This is a genomic window from Paenibacillus gyeongsangnamensis (genome assembly GCF_027533625.1).
Taxonomy (GTDB): domain Bacteria; phylum Bacillota; class Bacilli; order Paenibacillales; family NBRC-103111; genus Paenibacillus_G; species Paenibacillus_G gyeongsangnamensis.
The window spans coordinates 271,975-288,008 of the sequence record NZ_JAQAGZ010000008.1 but is presented as its reverse complement, the minus strand read 5'-3'; the positions used below and the strand labels follow the sequence as shown (position 1 = coordinate 288,008).

Annotated in this window: 15 protein-coding genes; 12 read left to right on the top strand and 3 right to left on the bottom strand. The window is 55.7% G+C overall.

Features of this window, described 5'->3' with window-relative positions; genetic code table 11:
* Nucleotides 1-275 precede the first annotated feature (275 nt).
* The 11 genes from O9H85_RS14550 to O9H85_RS14500 all read left to right on the top strand — a co-directional run bounded on the left by O9H85_RS14550 (nucleotide 276) and on the right by O9H85_RS14500 (nucleotide 10,858).
* Nucleotides 276-401 (top strand): hypothetical protein, encoded by a 126-nt coding sequence (locus O9H85_RS14550; protein WP_269882147.1) that lies wholly within the window; start codon nucleotides 276-278, stop codon nucleotides 399-401.
* A 14-nt stretch (nucleotides 402-415) separates the two neighbouring features.
* Complete coding sequence (locus O9H85_RS14545) at nucleotides 416-1,000, top strand: ECF transporter S component (RefSeq protein WP_269882146.1); 585 nt, start codon at nucleotides 416-418, stop codon at nucleotides 998-1,000.
* Nucleotides 997-2,544, top strand: a complete 1,548-nt coding sequence (locus O9H85_RS14540) for an ABC transporter ATP-binding protein (protein WP_269882145.1) — start codon at nucleotides 997-999, stop codon at nucleotides 2,542-2,544. Before O9H85_RS14545 ends, O9H85_RS14540 begins: the two co-directional genes overlap by 4 nt.
* On the top strand, nucleotides 2,535-3,344 hold the full coding sequence (locus O9H85_RS14535) for an energy-coupling factor transporter transmembrane component T family protein (RefSeq protein ID WP_269882144.1): 810 nt from the start codon (nucleotides 2,535-2,537) through the stop codon (nucleotides 3,342-3,344). The genes O9H85_RS14540 and O9H85_RS14535 overlap by 10 nt, the downstream gene beginning before the upstream one ends.
* A gap of 21 nt (nucleotides 3,345-3,365) precedes the next feature.
* Complete coding sequence (gene tenA / locus O9H85_RS14530) at nucleotides 3,366-4,034, top strand: thiaminase II (RefSeq protein WP_269882143.1); 669 nt, start codon at nucleotides 3,366-3,368, stop codon at nucleotides 4,032-4,034.
* Nucleotides 4,035-4,229: 195 nt separating this feature from the next.
* Nucleotides 4,230-4,538, top strand: a complete 309-nt coding sequence (locus O9H85_RS14525) for a DUF485 domain-containing protein (RefSeq protein WP_269882142.1) — start codon at nucleotides 4,230-4,232, stop codon at nucleotides 4,536-4,538.
* A 24-nt stretch (nucleotides 4,539-4,562) separates the two neighbouring features.
* Nucleotides 4,563-6,116 (top strand): solute symporter family protein, encoded by a 1,554-nt coding sequence (locus O9H85_RS14520; RefSeq protein ID WP_269882141.1) that lies wholly within the window; start codon nucleotides 4,563-4,565, stop codon nucleotides 6,114-6,116.
* Nucleotides 6,117-6,283: 167 nt separating this feature from the next.
* Nucleotides 6,284-7,939: a motility-associated ABC transporter substrate-binding family protein gene (locus O9H85_RS14515; RefSeq protein WP_269882140.1), complete on the top strand. Its 1,656-nt coding sequence runs from the start codon at nucleotides 6,284-6,286 to the stop codon at nucleotides 7,937-7,939.
* 580 nt (nucleotides 7,940-8,519) lie between these two features.
* A complete protein-coding gene (locus O9H85_RS14510) occupies nucleotides 8,520-8,651 on the top strand; it encodes a cytochrome c oxidase subunit 2A (RefSeq protein WP_269882139.1) in 132 nt (43 codons plus the stop codon).
* 44 nt (nucleotides 8,652-8,695) lie between these two features.
* A complete protein-coding gene (locus tag O9H85_RS14505) occupies nucleotides 8,696-9,169 on the top strand; it encodes a cytochrome c oxidase subunit II (RefSeq protein WP_269882138.1) in 474 nt (157 codons plus the stop codon).
* A 39-nt stretch (nucleotides 9,170-9,208) separates the two neighbouring features.
* Nucleotides 9,209-10,858, top strand: coding sequence for a b(o/a)3-type cytochrome-c oxidase subunit 1 (locus tag O9H85_RS14500; RefSeq protein ID WP_269882137.1), 1,650 nt, complete (start codon nucleotides 9,209-9,211; stop codon nucleotides 10,856-10,858).
* A gap of 91 nt (nucleotides 10,859-10,949) precedes the next feature.
* Here O9H85_RS14500 and O9H85_RS14495 read toward each other — a convergent pair whose 3' ends face one another.
* From O9H85_RS14495 to O9H85_RS14485, 3 genes are all read right to left on the bottom strand, one after another.
* Nucleotides 10,950-11,786, bottom strand: a complete 837-nt coding sequence (locus tag O9H85_RS14495) for a carbohydrate ABC transporter permease (protein ID WP_269882136.1) — start codon at nucleotides 11,784-11,786, stop codon at nucleotides 10,950-10,952.
* A 13-nt stretch (nucleotides 11,787-11,799) separates the two neighbouring features.
* Nucleotides 11,800-12,738, bottom strand: coding sequence for a carbohydrate ABC transporter permease (locus tag O9H85_RS14490; protein ID WP_269882135.1), 939 nt, complete (start codon nucleotides 12,736-12,738; stop codon nucleotides 11,800-11,802).
* Nucleotides 12,739-12,809: 71 nt separating this feature from the next.
* Complete coding sequence (locus O9H85_RS14485) at nucleotides 12,810-14,135, bottom strand: ABC transporter substrate-binding protein (RefSeq protein WP_269882134.1); 1,326 nt, start codon at nucleotides 14,133-14,135, stop codon at nucleotides 12,810-12,812.
* Nucleotides 14,136-14,831: 696 nt separating this feature from the next.
* On the opposite strand from O9H85_RS14485, the gene O9H85_RS14480 reads away from it, so the two are divergent.
* Complete coding sequence (locus O9H85_RS14480) at nucleotides 14,832-16,016, top strand: GntR family transcriptional regulator (RefSeq protein WP_269882133.1); 1,185 nt, start codon at nucleotides 14,832-14,834, stop codon at nucleotides 16,014-16,016.
* Nucleotides 16,017-16,034: the final 18 nt, after the last annotated feature.

Sequence of the window (16,034 nt, the reverse complement as noted above, 5' to 3'; positions counted from 1 at the left end):
TGCAGAGGCTCACGAGATGGTATGCCAAGAAAAGACAGCGTGCAAGATGGATGGGCTCGCTTCAAGAAGTAAGATTTCTGGCCAGTCAATGTGGACTTAAAACGCTCTTGTGATCTGCATGCACATGAATGACGAACATCGGAAAGCCGTATGAGGGAAAACCTCACGTACGGTTTGATGAGGAGGGGCAGATTTCTCTGCCCTTTACTCTAGTATTAATTTATAAGTTTTCGCAGCTTATAGCTTCGCATCAACCTTGGTAAACGCGCTGGTCCTTGTATGACAAGGACGGCGTAGCCGGTTATCCTGGGTTGCTGCCGGGAGAAGACGGCACGGCCGCCGGTCCGGGCGCGAAGGGACGATTCGGGCTGCCTCAGAACTCCGTAGGACAAACCGAATAAAGGGGTGGATTATCATGTCTAAAGGATTGAAACTAACCGATATACTGGTGACTGTCGTGGTTGCCGTCGTATTCGGGGTCATTTACCGTTTATGGGGAGACGTATACAATGTAGCGAAGCTCCCCGGAATCCAAGTGGATCAATTGATTTACGGATTGTGGTTTATTGCTTCTACCGTCGCATTCCTCATCATCCGCAAGCCCGGCGTAGCGCTGCTGGCGGAAGCGGCGGCGGCCTCGGGCGAGCTTCTTGCGGGATCGCAATTCGGCGTCGAAGCGTTGACCTACGGGATCGTGCAAGGGCTGTGCGCGGAGCTGATCTTTGCCGCGTTCCGTTACCGCAAATTTTCCGCTTCGGCCGCAGGCCTGGCCGGACTCGCGGCTGCCGCGGGCTCGTTATTGTTTGACGTGGTCAAGGGGTATACGGCCGATTACCAATCTTGGAACCTGCTGCTGTATATCGTGTTCCGTTTGGTCGGCTCTTATGTGATTTGCGGATACGTCGCCTTCGGACTTGTCAAGGCGCTGGAGGCAACAGGCGTAACCCAGCTGGTGCGGCCTGCGAATGCGGACGATTACCGGGCGCTGGATAAGAAATGAGCAGGGAAGCAAGAGGAGAAGGCCCGGCAGCGGCAGCAGCAGCGGAGGTCTGCAGGCTGCGGCTGAAATTTCCCGGCAGCGGCGGACTCTTGTTCGACGACTTGTCGATTGCGGTGCCGAAGGGCCAGAAGGTGCTGCTGCTGGGCCCGAGCGGCTGCGGGAAATCTACGCTGCTGCAGGTGATGGCCGGACTCATTCCGGGCAGCATCGAGGTCCCGATGAAAGCGGAGAAGCTTCTAGTGCCGGACTCCTGGGGCTATCTCTTTCAAGATCCGGACGCCCAGTTCTGCATGCCTTTCGTGGATGAAGAGCTTGCCTTCGTGCTGGAAAATATGAGCGTTCCGCGGGAAGCGATGGAAGGCCTGATCCGTGACGCGCTGCACAAGGCCCAGCTCCATTTGCCGGAGGCCCATGTGCCGATCGCATCGCTATCGCAAGGGATGAAGCAGCGGCTCGCCATCGCTTCGCTCCTGCTTATGAATCCGGAAGTGTGGTTTCTGGATGAGCCTACCGCGCTGCTGGACCCCGAAGGAACGGACCAGGTATGGAGCACGATACGGCAGGTGGCGGCGGACCGGACCGTTCTGATTGTCGAGCATAAGATCGAAGAAATCGTAAGCTTCGTCGACCGTGTCGTTCTGTTCGACGGGCAAGCCCGCATCATTGCTGACGGAAAACCGGAGGACGTATTCCGTGAGCATGAGCAGGCATTTCGGGAATATGGCATTTGGTACCCCGGCGTGTGGGAGGACTATGCGGAGAGTCTCCGGTACGGGAATCTGCTTTCCGGAAGGACGCTGCAATCGGAGAACGCGGAGCCGCAAACGCTGGCGGAGATCCGGGAATTCGCCGGATTTCATGGGAAGGCTCGTAAAATCTTTGTCCACCAGTCCCGGATTGCGCCCGGAGACTGGATTGCGGTCGTCGGCGAGAACGGCGCAGGCAAAAGCACGCTCCTGCAATCGCTCATGCAGCTGATCCGTACGGAGGGCCGCTACTCGCTCGCGGGCCGCATGGTATACGGGTTCGCGGATATCGCGGACGCGGCGGCCTATGTGTTTCAGAATCCGGAGATGCAATTCGTGACGAATTCCGTCTTCGACGAGGTGGCGTTCACGCTTCGCCGCAGCGGGGAGAAGGAAGAGTCCGTAACGATCCAAACCTCCGAGTCACTGGAGTGGTTCGGCCTCTCGGAGCACCGCGGCCATCATCCGTATCAGCTGTCGCTGGGACAGAAACGGAGACTCAGCGTTGCCGCGGCTGCGGTGGAGGCCCGGCGCATGCTGCTGCTGGATGAGCCTACCTTCGGGCAGGATGCGGCGAACACGTTCGCGTTGCTGGAGAAGCTGGAAGCGTGGCGGGCCGAGGGCACGGCGGTTGTTATGGTTACGCATGATCCGCAGATCGTGCGCTATTTTGCCACACGGGTATGGGAAGTGAAGCAGGGCGAGCTGGCGGCAGAGCTGAGTCCGGAGGCATATCTGCGGCGCTTTGAAGAGAAGGCGAAGGCGGAAGCCCGGGAGGAGGAGATAGCATGCAGCTGAGCTGGAACGTTCGCGAAACGTGGCTGCACGGCGTCAATCCGAGCCTCAAGCTGCTCGGTTCGGTGATGGTCTTCTTCCTGCTGATGTTCACGGATAACATCAACATCCTGGCGAACGCGACTTGGATGCTGCTGTTTCTGCTGTTTGCGGGAACGGGTCATCCGGTGCGCCGCCTGCTGCTGCTTCTGCTCCCGTTTGCGCTGCTGTTCGTTTCATCTTCAACGTCGATGATCTTTTTCGGAAAAGGGGAAACGACCTGGTTTCGCTACGGACTCGTTCATGTTACCGAAGAGAGCTTCTATCGGGGGCTGCACATCGGCTTGAAAACCGTGGATATGGCTCTGGCCGGGATGATCTTTGCCTTGACGACGCGTCCGGTGAGGCTGTTCTATTCGCTCATGCAGCAGCTCCGGATGCCGGCCAAATACGCCTACAGCTTCATGGCCGCGCTGCGGCTGATGCCGATGGCGGCGGAAGAGTACCGGACGCTCCAGATGGCGCTCAAGGTGCGGGGCGTCCGGTATTCGCCGGGGCCAGGCGGATGGATTTCGCGTCTGCGGCATGCGGTGATTCCGCTGCTCGCGCAGAGCATTCGCAGGGCGCAGCGGATCGCTGTGGCCATGGAGGCGAAACGGTTCTCCGTCGCCGGCGGGGAACGGACGTTTTATTACACCATCGGCTGGTCCGTCCGGGATGCCGGCTTTGTCGCGCTGCTGGCCGGCTGCGCGGCGGCCGCCTTTTATTTGGGGCATTATGCGCCTTTCTTTCATGTCGGCGACGTTCGATATCACGTGATCTAATGAGAAAAGGATGATGAAGGTATGGCCAACAAATTTTCGCAAGAGCTGCGGCAGGCCGCAGCCGGGAGCTGGGACGCCAGCTTCGCGCATCCGTTCGTAACCGGCATCGGCGACGGATCGCTGCCGCTGGATTGTTTCCGCTATTATGTGCTGAATGACGCCTATTATTTGTCCCATTTTGCGCGGATTCAAGCGCTGGGAGCGGCCAAGGCGGACAATCTGGCGACGACGAGCCGGATGGCGGTTCACGCTCAGGGCACGTACAGCGCGGAGCTGTCGCTCCATGAGAAATTTTCGAAGCTGCTCGGCATCACGGACGCGGAGCGCGAGGCGTTCGAGCCCGCGCCGACGGCTTACGCCTATACCTCGCACATGTACAGGGCGGCCTATAACGGGCACCTCGGCGACATTATCGCCGCTATCTTGCCCTGCTATTGGCTCTATTACGAGATCGGAGAGCGTCTGCAGGGATGCACGCCGGACGAGCCGATCTACCGGGAGTGGATCGCCGCTTACGGCGGCGAATGGTTCCGAGAGCTGGTGCAGGAGCAGATCGACCGGCTCGACGAGCTGGCGGAGCAAGTGACGGCGCGGGACCGTGAGCGGATGAAATCGCATTTCATCCTCAGCAGCCGGTACGAGTATTTGTTCTGGGACATGGCTTACCGCAAGGAAGACTGGCCGGTGTGAGAGCTCAAGAAGCAAACCATGAAAATAAGGGACGAAGTCCTTTAGGTTCATGGTTTTTTTTATTTGCTTGCTTTTGGTCATATTGGTCATAAAAACCTAGGACTCTTCGTCTGGCGGTATAAAGCGGAGCGAAGTATAATATATTTGCAATGAAAGCGCTTACTACTAGTCCAATTGAAACGGAGGACACCACTCATGAAGGCCCATGCGAAAAGCTTTACGGACATCGCCCGCTCGAGCCGGTTTCAGACGCTGATAGCCAGCAAGAAGCGGTTTCTTCTGCCGATGTCGATTTTCTTCTTCGCCTTCTATTTCGCTTTGCCGCTGTTGACGTCCTATACCAAAATCTTGAACGCATCTGCGTTCGGGCCGATCAGTTTGGCCTGGGTGTTTGCATTCGCCCAGTTCATCATGACCTGGGTACTCTGTATGGTTTATTCCCGCAAGGCAGCCGAGTACGACCTGATGATTGAGGAAATCCGCAGCGAGAATCATCTTCCATAACCCATTCAGAACGGAGGAATTCGGATGAATATGACGGCATTTTCTCTCTTTGTCATCATCGTACTTCTGACGCTCGTGATTACGTATTATGCAGCCAAGAAAACGAATTCCACAAGCGAGTTCTACACCGCGGGCGGCGGATTGACCGGCTGGCAGAACGGTCTCGCCATTGCCGGCGACTATATGTCGGCCGCATCGTTCCTCGGCATCGCCGGCACTATCGCGCTGTCCGGCTTCGACGGCTTTTTCTACAGCATTGGCTTTCTCGTGGCATACCTTGTCGTGCTGTACCTGGTGGCGGAGCCGCTGAGGAATCTCGGCAAATATACGATGGCCGACATGATCGCAGCCCGTTTCAACAACAGCAAGGTACGCGGCGTCGCCGCGCTGAATACGGTTACGATCTCCACCTTCTATATGATTGCCCAACTGGTCGGCGCGGGCTCGCTGATCAAGCTGCTGCTCGGCCTCGACTATACGACTTCCGTACTGATCGTAGGCGTCCTTATGACCGTTTACGTCGTGTTCGGAGGCATGCGCGCTACCTCTTGGGTGCAGATCATCAAGGCGATTCTGCTGATGGCCGGGACGCTGGTCATTTCCCTCATCGTATTCGCCAAGTTCAACTTCAGCCTGACGGACATGTTCATGCAAATGAAGGCGGCCACACCGCTCAAGGAAAGCTTCCTGAATCCGGGGAACAAATATAAGGTTCCTCTGGATACGCTGTCGCTTAACCTTGCGCTCGTGCTCGGAACTGCCGGGCTGCCGCATATCCTGATCCGCTTCTTCACCGTAAAAGACGCCCCGACGGCGCGAAGCTCCGTCGTGTACGCGACCTGGCTGATCGGCATCTTCTACGTGATGACGATTTTCCTCGGCTTCGGCGCAGCCGCCTTCGTCGGCTACGACAAGATCGTGGCCGCCGACAAGGGAGGCAACATGGCAGCGCCGCTCCTGGCCAAGGCGCTCGGCGGCGACTTCTTCTTCGCCTTCATCAGCGCGGTGGCGTTCGCCACCATTCTGGCCGTCGTGACCGGTCTCGTGCTGTCTGCCGCCTCGGCGTTCGCGCACGACTTCTACACCCATATCATACGCAAGGGTCATGCAGGCGAGCAGGAGCAAATGAAGGTAGCCCGCTGGGCTTCCGTCGGCGTAGCCGTGCTGTCGATTCTGCTGTCGCTATTCGCGCAGAAGCTGAACGTCGCTTTCCTCGTCAGCGTCGCATTCGCCATCGCGGCGAGCGCCAATCTGCCCGTCATCCTGTTCACGATCTTTTGGCGGCGCTTTAACACGGCTGGAGCGGTCACCGGCATGCTGACCGGATTGATCAGCGCCTTAATCCTGGTGCTTGCAAGCCCGAGCGTTTGGGCCCCCGAGGCGGGCAAAGCGATTCTGGTGGGCACGCCGCTGTTCCCTTATGCGAACCCCGGCATCATTTCGATCCCGCTCGGCTTTATCGGAGCGATCATCGGTACGCTGGCCACGACCACGTCCAAGGTGCCGAAGGCGCATTCCGACAAGTTCGACGAGATTCTGGTGCAAGCCAATACCGGGATTAAACCGGCTGGCGAATAATACTGTACGCGACGGGCCTTCAACCGGAAGGCCCGGTTTTATTTGATTCATCAAAAATCCATAATTCCTTTATATTCCATTGAACTAGAGTTAATAAATGTAAGTTAATCTTATATCTGGACGAGCTCTTCATTAAGCCGTCTTATCCCATTTTGAGGAGGCAATTTATGAAATCTTGGAAAAAGATCCTGCTTGCAAGCGTTATGAGCGGGGCGCTGCTCCTGCAAGGCTCCTTGCTGACGATGGACCGCGCTTACGGGGAAGGCCCGGCCGACCCGGCTCCGGTGATTAACCCTGTAGGAACGCCTAATGGCAAGACCATCTTGTTCGACAACACTCACGAAGAAACGGCCGGTTCCGCGGATTGGGTGATCGACGGTGCATTCTCCGATTTCGGCAACGCGCTGGCGGGCCAGGGTTACCTTGTCAAGGAGCTTCGCCAATCGACTCCGATCACGCTAAGCGATCTTCAGCAAGTGAGCGTATTTGTTATGGCTGAACCGAACATTCCCTTGAAAACGACGGAGCAAGATGCCATCCTTCAATATGTGCAAGCCGGCGGTAGCATTCTGTTTATCGGAGACCACTACAACGCTGACCGCAATCTAAATCGTTGGGACGGCGCCGAAGTGTTCAACGGCTATCGCCGCGGAGCTTACCAGAATCCAACGAAGGGGATGAGCGCTGAAGAAGCATCCTCCGCCGCTATGCAAGGCGTGACGAGTACGGACTGGCTGATGAGCAACTTCGGCGTTCGTTTCCGATACAATGCGATCGGGGATGTGACGGCGAACAACATCGTTGCTCCAAATCAATCGTTCAACATTACAAGCGGCGTATCTACATTCGCCATGCATGCCGGAGCGACGCTCGCCATCGGCGATCCGAACCAGGCTAAAGGTATTGTTTACGTACCGAGCAACCCGCCAAAGTGGACTAGCGCCGTCGACCAAGGCGTATATAACGGCGGCGGCGTAGCGGAAGGCCCGATGGTCGCCATCGCGAAGAAGAGCATGGGCAAGGCGGCGTTCATCGGCGACTCCTCGCCGGTAGAAGACGCCACGCCCAAATATAAGCGCGAGGACACCGGAGCAACGAAAACTACATATGCCGGCTGGCAGGAACAGAATGATGCGACGCTGATGGTTAACCTCGTTAACTGGCTTGCGGCCCAAGAAAGCTATACGAGCTTCAGCAGTGTCCCAGGTCTTCAATTGGACCAGCCGACGGCTCTGCTTAGCATGGAAACGCCTGCTAATTCAACCGAGCCGAAGGCTGAGCCTTGGTCGACCCCGGTAGCAGGTTACAAGTGGTACGATCCTTCCACATTCAAGCTCGGCTCCTATGGATATGGTTCAGGTACAACTCCGCCGCCTCCGGTCGGAACAACCATTCTGTCGGAAACATTCGATACTGGAACGAAGGGGGCTTATGCGGCAGGCAACGTAACGCTCTCCTCAGGCTCTTGGTACTTCGATAACGCTCTGCTGGGCAACTTGTCGACGGATGCGAAATACGGCACGCAGTCCGCAAGGATTAAATCCGCAGGGTCGATCACTATGAATTTCAATGTCACGGGGGCTTCCCAAGTCATTCTGTCCGTAGCCAACTTCGGCTCCGATACCGGGGCAACGTGGAAGCTGCAGAAGTCGACGGACAGCGGCTCCACTTGGACGGACGTAACCAGCGCCGTGACAGCGACCTCAACTCTCACCCAGCAGACGATCAACGTCGGCGCAACCGGCGCTGTGCGCTTCCGCGTTTCCGTTGCAGGAACTGCGAGCAGCCGCCTGAATGTAGACAATTTCCAAGTCATCAATTAGTATCCCATTTTAATGGCTAAGCCTCCGATTTCCCGTGCTTCACAACGGGAGTTGGAGGCTTTTTTTCGCTAAGTTTGCTCAGTTTGATCCCTTGAATGGTCCGGAAGTTCACTACAGTGTACATACCTGTCTCAGTCTGGCGTTAAGCGAACCGCGGTTCACTACAAATGAACTGGGGTTCGCTAAACTCGGCCGATACGCGACACAAGGGGCTATAGTGAACCTCCGGTCTCTACAAGTGAACCTGGGTTCCTCCAAATGGTCCGAAAGTTCACTACAGCGCACATACCGGCCTCAGTCTGGCGTTTAGCGAACCGCGGTTCACTACAAATGAACTTGGGTTCGCTAAACTCGGCCGATACGCGGCACATTGGGCTATAGTGAACCTCCGGTCTCTAGATACGCAGTACAAAAGGTCAGACGAGAAAGCGCCTCACCGCCTATTCTTGTGTACCCTCGCCGCCATGAAATGTTCACCGGTCTCCCGAATCGTTGTGATTCAAATCATAGTAGGCCCATACGCACTTCCCTACAATGAACTCATAAGACGAAACAACCGCTGAAGGGGGAGGGATGACCGATGAGTAAACCGGACCAAGAACAAGAACAAGAGCATTCGCTCAAGGGGACGTTCGTTTCGGTCATGCTGCTGGGCGCATTTCTGGTACTGACATGGGCCGGCGCATTCGTACTGTTCCTGCACCGGACCTAACGGCTCGGCCGCAAGGCAAGAAGATGAAGGGGAGTTGAGGAAGGATGCAAATGCATCGTTTGGAAAAAATGTGGCTAATCTTCGGCATATCCATGCTGATCGTGTTCCTGGCCGTCGTCGGTGTGGGTGCGTTCGCGATGGGGATGACCCCGCCGGGCGATCACCGGCATACGGTCAATCCGGAGACGGTAGATCAGACGGAGCCGTTCAATCATCCGGGCCTGCGCAAGATCGGGGAGAACGAATACGAGGCTTATCTTCTCGCGTTCGCCTTCGGCTATTCGCCGGAGAAGCTGGAAATTCCGAAGGGCGCGACGGTCCATTTCAACATCACGAGCAAGGATGTCGTGCACGGGTTCGAGATCGTCGGAACAACGGTGAACATGATGGTCATGCCCGGCGAGGTCAATCACCTGACTTATAAGTTCGATAAGCCCGGCGACTTCCTTATTCTGTGCAACGAATATTGCGGCGGAGCGCATGAATACATGGGCACGACATTAACCGTAACAGGCTAAGACCCGACAGGCTCGATTTAAACAAGGGGGTGTTCCAGCATGGGGATTGATGTAAAAAGCTTTGACCGCCGCGACACAGCTCTGGTGCTCGCGCATATCTTGTTCGCCTTCTTTGCGCTGCTGCTCGGCGGTGTGGCCGGCCTGCTGCAGGGCCTTGTCCGCGGAGGGCAATTGACGCTGCCGATGGGGATCGGCTATTATCAGCTGCTGACGGCCCACGGGATATTGATGGCGCTGGTGTTTACGACTTATTTCATTATCGGGTTTCTGTTTTCCGGCGTCGCACGGACGCTGGGAGGTGAGCTGCTTCCGGTCACCCGGCGTCTCGGCTGGCTCGGGTACGGCCTGATGACGGCAGGCGTGCTAATAGCGACCGTGCAAATTTTGCTGAATAAAGCCACGGTTCTTTATACCTTCTACGCTCCGCTGAAGGCATCTCCTTCATTCTACATCGCGCTTACGCTGGTGGTCGTAGGCAGCTGGATGAGCGGCTTCGGCATCTTCATCAATTTCCGTTATTGGAAAAGGACGCACGCCGGTCAAACGACGCCGATCTTCTCGTTCATGGCGGTCGTGACGATGCTCATGTGGATTATTGCAACGCTTGGCGTAGCCATTGAGGTGCTGTTTCAGCTCATCCCTTGGTCGCTCGGCTGGACGGATACGGTTAACGTGATGCTGAGCCGCACGCTGTTCTGGTATTTCGGCCATCCGCTCGTCTACTTCTGGCTGCTTCCGGCCTATATGTGCTGGTACGTCATCATACCGAAGGTCATCGGAGGCAAAATGTTCAGTGACGCTTTGGCCCGGCTGGCGTTCATCATGTTCCTGCTGTTCTCGATTCCGGTCGGTCTGCATCATCAATTGATGGAGCCGGGCATCTCAAGCTTCTGGAAATACATTCAGGTCATCCTGACCTTCATGGTCGTCATTCCTTCCCTCATGACCGCCTTCTCGCTCTTTGCCACCTTCGAGTCCCATGGCCGCTCGGTCGGCGCGAAAGGGCTGTTCGGCTGGCTGAAGAAGCTGCCTTGGCGCGACGTCCGCTTCTTCGCTCCGTTCATGGGGATGCTGATCTTCATCCCGGCCGGAGCCGGGGGCATCATTAATGCGAGCAACGAAATGAATGCGCTCGTGCATAATACGCTCTGGGTGACAGGACACTTTCACTTGACGGTCGCTACCAGCGTGGCGCTGACCTTCTTCGGCGTCACCTACTGGCTCATTCCGTCCATGACGGGACGGCAGCTGACGCCGCGCATGCACAAGCTCGGTATCGTCCAGACGCTCACCTGGCTCGTCGGCATGTTCTTCATGTCGGGCGCGATGCATACGGTCGGCCTGCTCGGTTCGCCTAGGCGCACTGCTTTCACGACGTATCAGGATCATCCCGACGCGGTGCTCTGGATGCCGTACCATGTCGCGATGGCGATCGGCGGCACGATCCTGTTTGCCGGCGTCATCCTCATGATCGTCAACCTCGTTCTGCTCCTTCGCGCTCCGAAGGGCTTCACGGAGTATCCGATGTCGGAGCTTAGCGAAGCGGCTGCCAAGCCGCCGGCGATCTTTGAGCGTTGGGGCGTGTGGGTCGGGGTGCTGGCCGTACTGATCCTCATTGCCTACACGATGCCGGTGGCGGATTTGCTCATGCATCCCGGCATCGGGTCGAAGGGCTACGTAACCTGGTAAACAGTTAACAAGCACGCGGGTAGAACAGGCCGGACCCGGCTCATGCCGGGATGCCGGAGATCCGTTCTGCCCGCGTGCTTGCTTTTTTGCGTTAACCCTTAATGCCAGAGAACGTGATGCCGTTAATGAACGTTTTCTGCAGGAAAAAGAACAACACGATCACGGGAAGCGTCATAAGGGTGGACACCGCCATCAGCAGGCCCCATTCCGTGCCTTTCTGGCTCTGGAACTGCTGCAGCCCGAGCGAGACGGTATAGGAGGTCTCATTGGTGAGATACAGGAGCGGTCCGATGAAATCCGTCCAGCTGCCCATGAATTGGAACAGCGCGACGGCCAGCACGGCCGATTTGGCCAAGGGCATCATGATCTGCAGGTAAATGCGGAACTCACTGGCCCCGTCCAGACGGGCGGCCTCGCGGAGCGCATCGGGCAGCCCGAGATAAAACTGCCGCAGCAGGAAGATATAGAACGGCACGCCGAAAAAATGCGGAACGATCAGCGGAAGGGGAGTGCCGACCCAGCCGAACTTGTTAAATAGGAGAAACAGCGGAATCATCGTCACCTGGCCTGGAATCATCATAACCGCCAATGTCACATAGAAGAGCGTACTGCGTCCGCGCCATTCCAGCTTGGCGAAGCTGTAGGCGACGAGCGGGCAGGAAACGACTACACCGATCGTGCTGATGATCGTAATGACGGCCGTATTTTTCAAATAAGCCCAGAACGGGATATACTCCACCGCCCTGGCATAGTTGCTCCACTGAAACGGCCTTGGAATCCACTCCGGCGGGAACGTAAAGATTTGGGTGAGCGGCTTGAGCGATGTGGAAACGAGCCAGATGAACGGAATAATGAAGAAAGCCGATGCGGCGATCAGGCCGATATGGGCCAGAATGCGGCCGGTTCTTTTGACTGTTAACGGATTCATGGGACTCCCTCCTTTATTTGCCTTGGTAGTGAACCCAGCGCTTGGATGTGACGAAGATGACGGCCGTCAGCGACATGACGATGACGAACAGGATCCAGGCCATGGCGGAAGCGTAGCCCATCTTGAAATAGCGGAAGCCGTTCTCATACAAATACATGACGTAGAAGGTCATGGAGTTCGCCGGGCTCCCCTGGCCTTTGGTCATCGTATAGGGGAGGGTAAACTGCTGGAAGGCGCCGATCGTCCCCATGACCAGATTGTAAAAGATAACGGGCGTCAGCAGCGGGATTGTCACCGTTCTCGTCTTTTGAAACCAGTTCGCGCCGTCGATCTCGGCCGCTTCATAGTATTCGTCCGGAATATCGCCGAGGCCGGCCAAATAAATGACGACGGCATGTCCGATGCCCCACAGCGACATCAGAATAAGCGACGGCTTGGACCATGATTCGCTTCCGAGCCAAGGGGGGCCATCGATCCCGAAGTTCGCCAGAATGCCGTTAATGAGACCGAAGTTCGGGTGGAGCAGCCACATCCACAGCACGGCGAGCGCCACCTGCGGCACGAGCGTCGGCAGGAAGAAGATCGTCCGGTACACCGCCATGCCTTTGACCCTCATATTCAGCATCATCGCCAGAGCGACCCCGAAGAAAATGCTGAGCGGGACGAAGAACACCGCGAAATAGACCGTGTTGTAAATTGATTTCCAGAACAGCGGATCGAGGAACAGATCCTTGTAATTTTGCATCCCGACGAATTGGCCGGGCTGCAGGATGCTGTAGGTCGTGAAGCTGAAGTAAACCGAAGCGAACATCGGCACCGCATAGAAGAGCAGCAGCCCCAGAACCCACGGGGAGGCGAACAGCCATCCGGTCACGTTCGTACGGTGAAATTCCCGGCGCTTCTTCGCCGCTGCCGTTTCTTTAATTTGAACCGAATCGGCTGTTTTCATCATTTGAGTCCCGCCTTCCGAACTTGGAATGTAAAAAGGCAAGGAGAGAGCGTCTCTCCCCGCCTGCGTGCCGATTATTTGTATTTTTCAAGCGCCTTGTTGACGGTATTGGTGACTTTATCCAGGTTTTCCTTCGGCGTGCCGTTGCCGCGCGTGGCATTCTCCGTTGCGGTCGCGAGCTCGTTCCAGAGCAGCTGTCCTTCCGGGATAACGGGTCGGTTGTGGGAGTTAGGAAGAATTTTCACGAATTCTTTCATAATCGGGTCGTCTTTATATCCGAATTTCGCGTTGACGGAATCGATGACCGACATGCCGGAGTTCGAATTCAGCAGGTACTGGCCTTCTTCTTTGCCCATAAACTCAAGGAACTTCCAGGCTTGATCGACGTTCTTGGCGCCCTTCGGAATAATGAGCGACATGCCGCCGGACCAAGTCGTGAAATTCGTGCCCGTCGGCGTCGGGATGGGGGCGACCCCGTAATTCAAGTTCGGCTTGAATTTCTTGATGCTGGCGACGGACCAGTTGCCGTCGATCTTCATGCTGATTTGGCCGGTGAGGAACGGGTTCATCTCGTCCGTGCCGGCGGCGCTTGTAAATCCGGCGATATCCTCGACGTTGTACTTTTTGGCAAAATCGGTCATCCACTGCAGCGCGTCCACGATCTTAGGATCGTTGGCCGTAATTTTGCCGGATGCATCCTGGAACTCGCCGCCGTACGCCCAACCCCAGCTGTACAGCCAGCCTTGGGAATACCAAGGGATGAAGCCGATCCGCTTGAAACGCTTGCCTTCCTTGATCGTCAGCTTCTCGGCCGCCGCCTGCAGCTCGGCGATCGTCTTCGGCGGCTTCTCCGGATCGAGGCCGACTTCCTTGAAATGGTCCTTGTTGTAGAACAAGAGACGGGAGTCGGTACCGAGCGGGATCGCGTACAGCTTGCCCTTATAGCTGGATTCATCCCAAGCAAACGGATAGTACAGTTCCTTCTTGATGCCTGCTGCTGCGGCCTTGCCTGTCAAATCCGTCAAAGAACCTTGAGCCGCCCAGGATCCGACCTTGAACCGGTCGAAATAAGCGATGTCGGGCGGGTTCCCGCCGGCGACAGCGGTAAGCAGCTTCTGGTCGGCGCCTTCGTTTGATTCCGTGTACACGAGCTTGATCTTGATGTCCGGATTTTTGTCCTCGAACGCTTTCACGACTCTATTCATGTTGTCGAGATCGATTTGACCGGTCAGGCCGTGCCAGAAGGTGACGGTCGTTTGCCCGCTCTTCGCGCCGTCTCCGGAGGCGGAGGGAGATGAGGTTCCTCCCGAGGTCGGAGTGGATGAGCAAGCGGTTGCAAGCACGGTCATGGCCATAACGGATGCGAGAGTCGAGTACGATAAGGTTTTCAATCGTCTCATGCAAGATTCCCCCTTAGGTAGGTTAGGATAGTGGCAAAGGTTTATAATAAATCAGCCTGTTGACAGGCTGGATTTAAAATACGTTTGTATGCGTTTGCAAACCATCCGGTGATGCTGATCTAAGGTGAAGGCAATTCCGATGAATGAGGCAGGAGGCGCATGCGAGAAGCGGTGTTCCGAGAGCAGGAGAGGCTATTCATTACGTAAAATGTAACTAATACTGGAAATAGGAAGGCGATCGGTAGTCGGTTCATAATAATATATTTGATATATTATATTCAAAGAATCCGGCGCGAAGAACTAATGATGTAGGAAGGTTAAGCGGTACATTTCATCTTGGAATTGATTGTAACACAAGCCATTTTGTGTGAATACTTTAAAAAGACGACAATGTACGTAAGAAATCATGACTTCCAGGGTAACTAATGTAGTTAAATAACATAATTGAAATAAAATATATATCATTTTGACCGTTGGTTTGTTAGGTGGAAAATAGGCTGGTGCTAAACGATTTAAGTCTGAGACGCAAACGGATTAAGTATATATGATATATCATTTGAATGAAACGTTATAAAGCGATCAAATTCTTATAAAATTGCCTGAAAGCTCGATCAACAGCATGCATTATAGCTTGACATAAAAGATATATTTAATCTAAATTTAGGGTAGTTAACCAGAAAAACGGGTGAATGCCGCATGCAAAATGACCGCAAGGCGCTCTATGTGCAGATTCAGGAGTATTTCAAGGCTCGGATCACGTCCGGGGAGCTCAAGGAGAACGCGAAGATTCCGTCCGAGAAAGAGCTGATGGAGCAGTTTGCGGTGAGCCGCATTACCGTGGCTAACGCGCTCGGTGAGCTGGCCAAAGGGGGATGGATCTACCGCATTCCCGGAAGGGGGAGCTTCGTCGGCAGCCGGATGACGCAGCACAGGGCCGCTCTGGAGCCGCCTGTGGCAGATCAGCCGCCAAGCTCCTCGCAGCGCCGAATGATCGGATTAATTATGCCGTATATTCCGGATTATTTTGCCGTCCGCTTAATCGAAGGGATTCAATCGGTCTTCAAGGGCTCGGATTACTACTTGCTTATTGCGCTGACGAACAACTCGAAGGAGCGGGAGAAGGAGGCCATTCTGGAGCTGATCCGGAAGGGAGCGGCCGGTTTATTGATTTTTCCCGCGGATACGGAAACGTATAACGAGGAGATTTTGGCGCTGAAGCTGAGGAACTATCCGTTCGTGCTGATCGACCGCTATTTGCCGGGGATCGATACTCATTACGTGTGCTCCGACGGGTATTTGGGAACGCAGCTTGCCGTCAATCATCTGTGGGATTTGGGCCACAGGAGCATCGCCATCTGCACGGACTCGGTGAAAGGCACCGTGACGGCGGAGGACCGGATAGCGGGATACATGGATGCCTTGAAGGATAAGGGGGCCCTTATTAACCCGAGCCTTATCCTGAGAGAATTCGACTTCGAACTGAACGGACCGCAAGAGGATCATCCGCTCTTCCGTTACGTCAAGAGCCGGATGGCCACGGCTTACATTACGCTGCATAACCAGCTGGCGCTCTTTATCGCGGCGGCGGCGAAACGGCTCCATCTCCGCGTACCGGAGGACATTTCCATCGTCTCGTTCGACGATCCTTCGGTAGGGCTCGAGGATTACAGCTCGTTCAGCCACGTATTTCAGAATGAGAAAAAAATGGGCGCCATTGCGGCGCAAAATTTGTTGGACGTGCTGAAGGAGCCGGCAGGGGCGATGCCCGGGTACAGGATGGTGACCATTACCCCGGAGCTGATGGTCAAGCAGACGACCGCCCCTGTCAGCAACGAGGCTCACACTGGTGCCGCCGGCGGAGCGGGCAGCCTGAACGTATGAATTCAAGGCGGGCCTGCA

Excerpts from the sequence above, each read along its gene's own strand:
- O9H85_RS14505 (WP_269882138.1), top strand. The coding sequence starts at position 8,696 with ATGCAAATGCATCGTTTGGAAAAAATGTGGCTAATCTTCGGCATATCC.
- O9H85_RS14480 (WP_269882133.1), top strand. The coding sequence starts at position 14,832 with ATGCAAAATGACCGCAAGGCGCTCTATGTGCAGATTCAGGAGTATTTC.
- O9H85_RS14535 (WP_269882144.1), top strand. The coding sequence starts at position 2,535 with ATGCAGCTGAGCTGGAACGTTCGCGAAACGTGGCTGCACGGCGTCAAT.
- O9H85_RS14500 (WP_269882137.1), top strand. The coding sequence starts at position 9,209 with ATGGGGATTGATGTAAAAAGCTTTGACCGCCGCGACACAGCTCTGGTG.
- O9H85_RS14510 (WP_269882139.1), top strand. The coding sequence starts at position 8,520 with ATGAGTAAACCGGACCAAGAACAAGAACAAGAGCATTCGCTCAAGGGG.
- O9H85_RS14525 (WP_269882142.1), top strand. The coding sequence starts at position 4,230 with ATGAAGGCCCATGCGAAAAGCTTTACGGACATCGCCCGCTCGAGCCGG.
- O9H85_RS14545 (WP_269882146.1), top strand. The coding sequence starts at position 416 with ATGTCTAAAGGATTGAAACTAACCGATATACTGGTGACTGTCGTGGTT.
- O9H85_RS14495 (WP_269882136.1), bottom strand. The coding sequence starts at position 11,786 with ATGAATCCGTTAACAGTCAAAAGAACCGGCCGCATTCTGGCCCATATC.
- O9H85_RS14485 (WP_269882134.1), bottom strand. The coding sequence starts at position 14,135 with ATGAGACGATTGAAAACCTTATCGTACTCGACTCTCGCATCCGTTATG.
- O9H85_RS14520 (WP_269882141.1), top strand. The coding sequence starts at position 4,563 with ATGAATATGACGGCATTTTCTCTCTTTGTCATCATCGTACTTCTGACG.
- O9H85_RS14490 (WP_269882135.1), bottom strand. The coding sequence starts at position 12,738 with ATGATGAAAACAGCCGATTCGGTTCAAATTAAAGAAACGGCAGCGGCG.
- O9H85_RS14515 (WP_269882140.1), top strand. The coding sequence starts at position 6,284 with ATGAAATCTTGGAAAAAGATCCTGCTTGCAAGCGTTATGAGCGGGGCG.
- tenA (WP_269882143.1), top strand. The coding sequence starts at position 3,366 with ATGGCCAACAAATTTTCGCAAGAGCTGCGGCAGGCCGCAGCCGGGAGC.
- O9H85_RS14540 (WP_269882145.1), top strand. The coding sequence starts at position 997 with ATGAGCAGGGAAGCAAGAGGAGAAGGCCCGGCAGCGGCAGCAGCAGCG.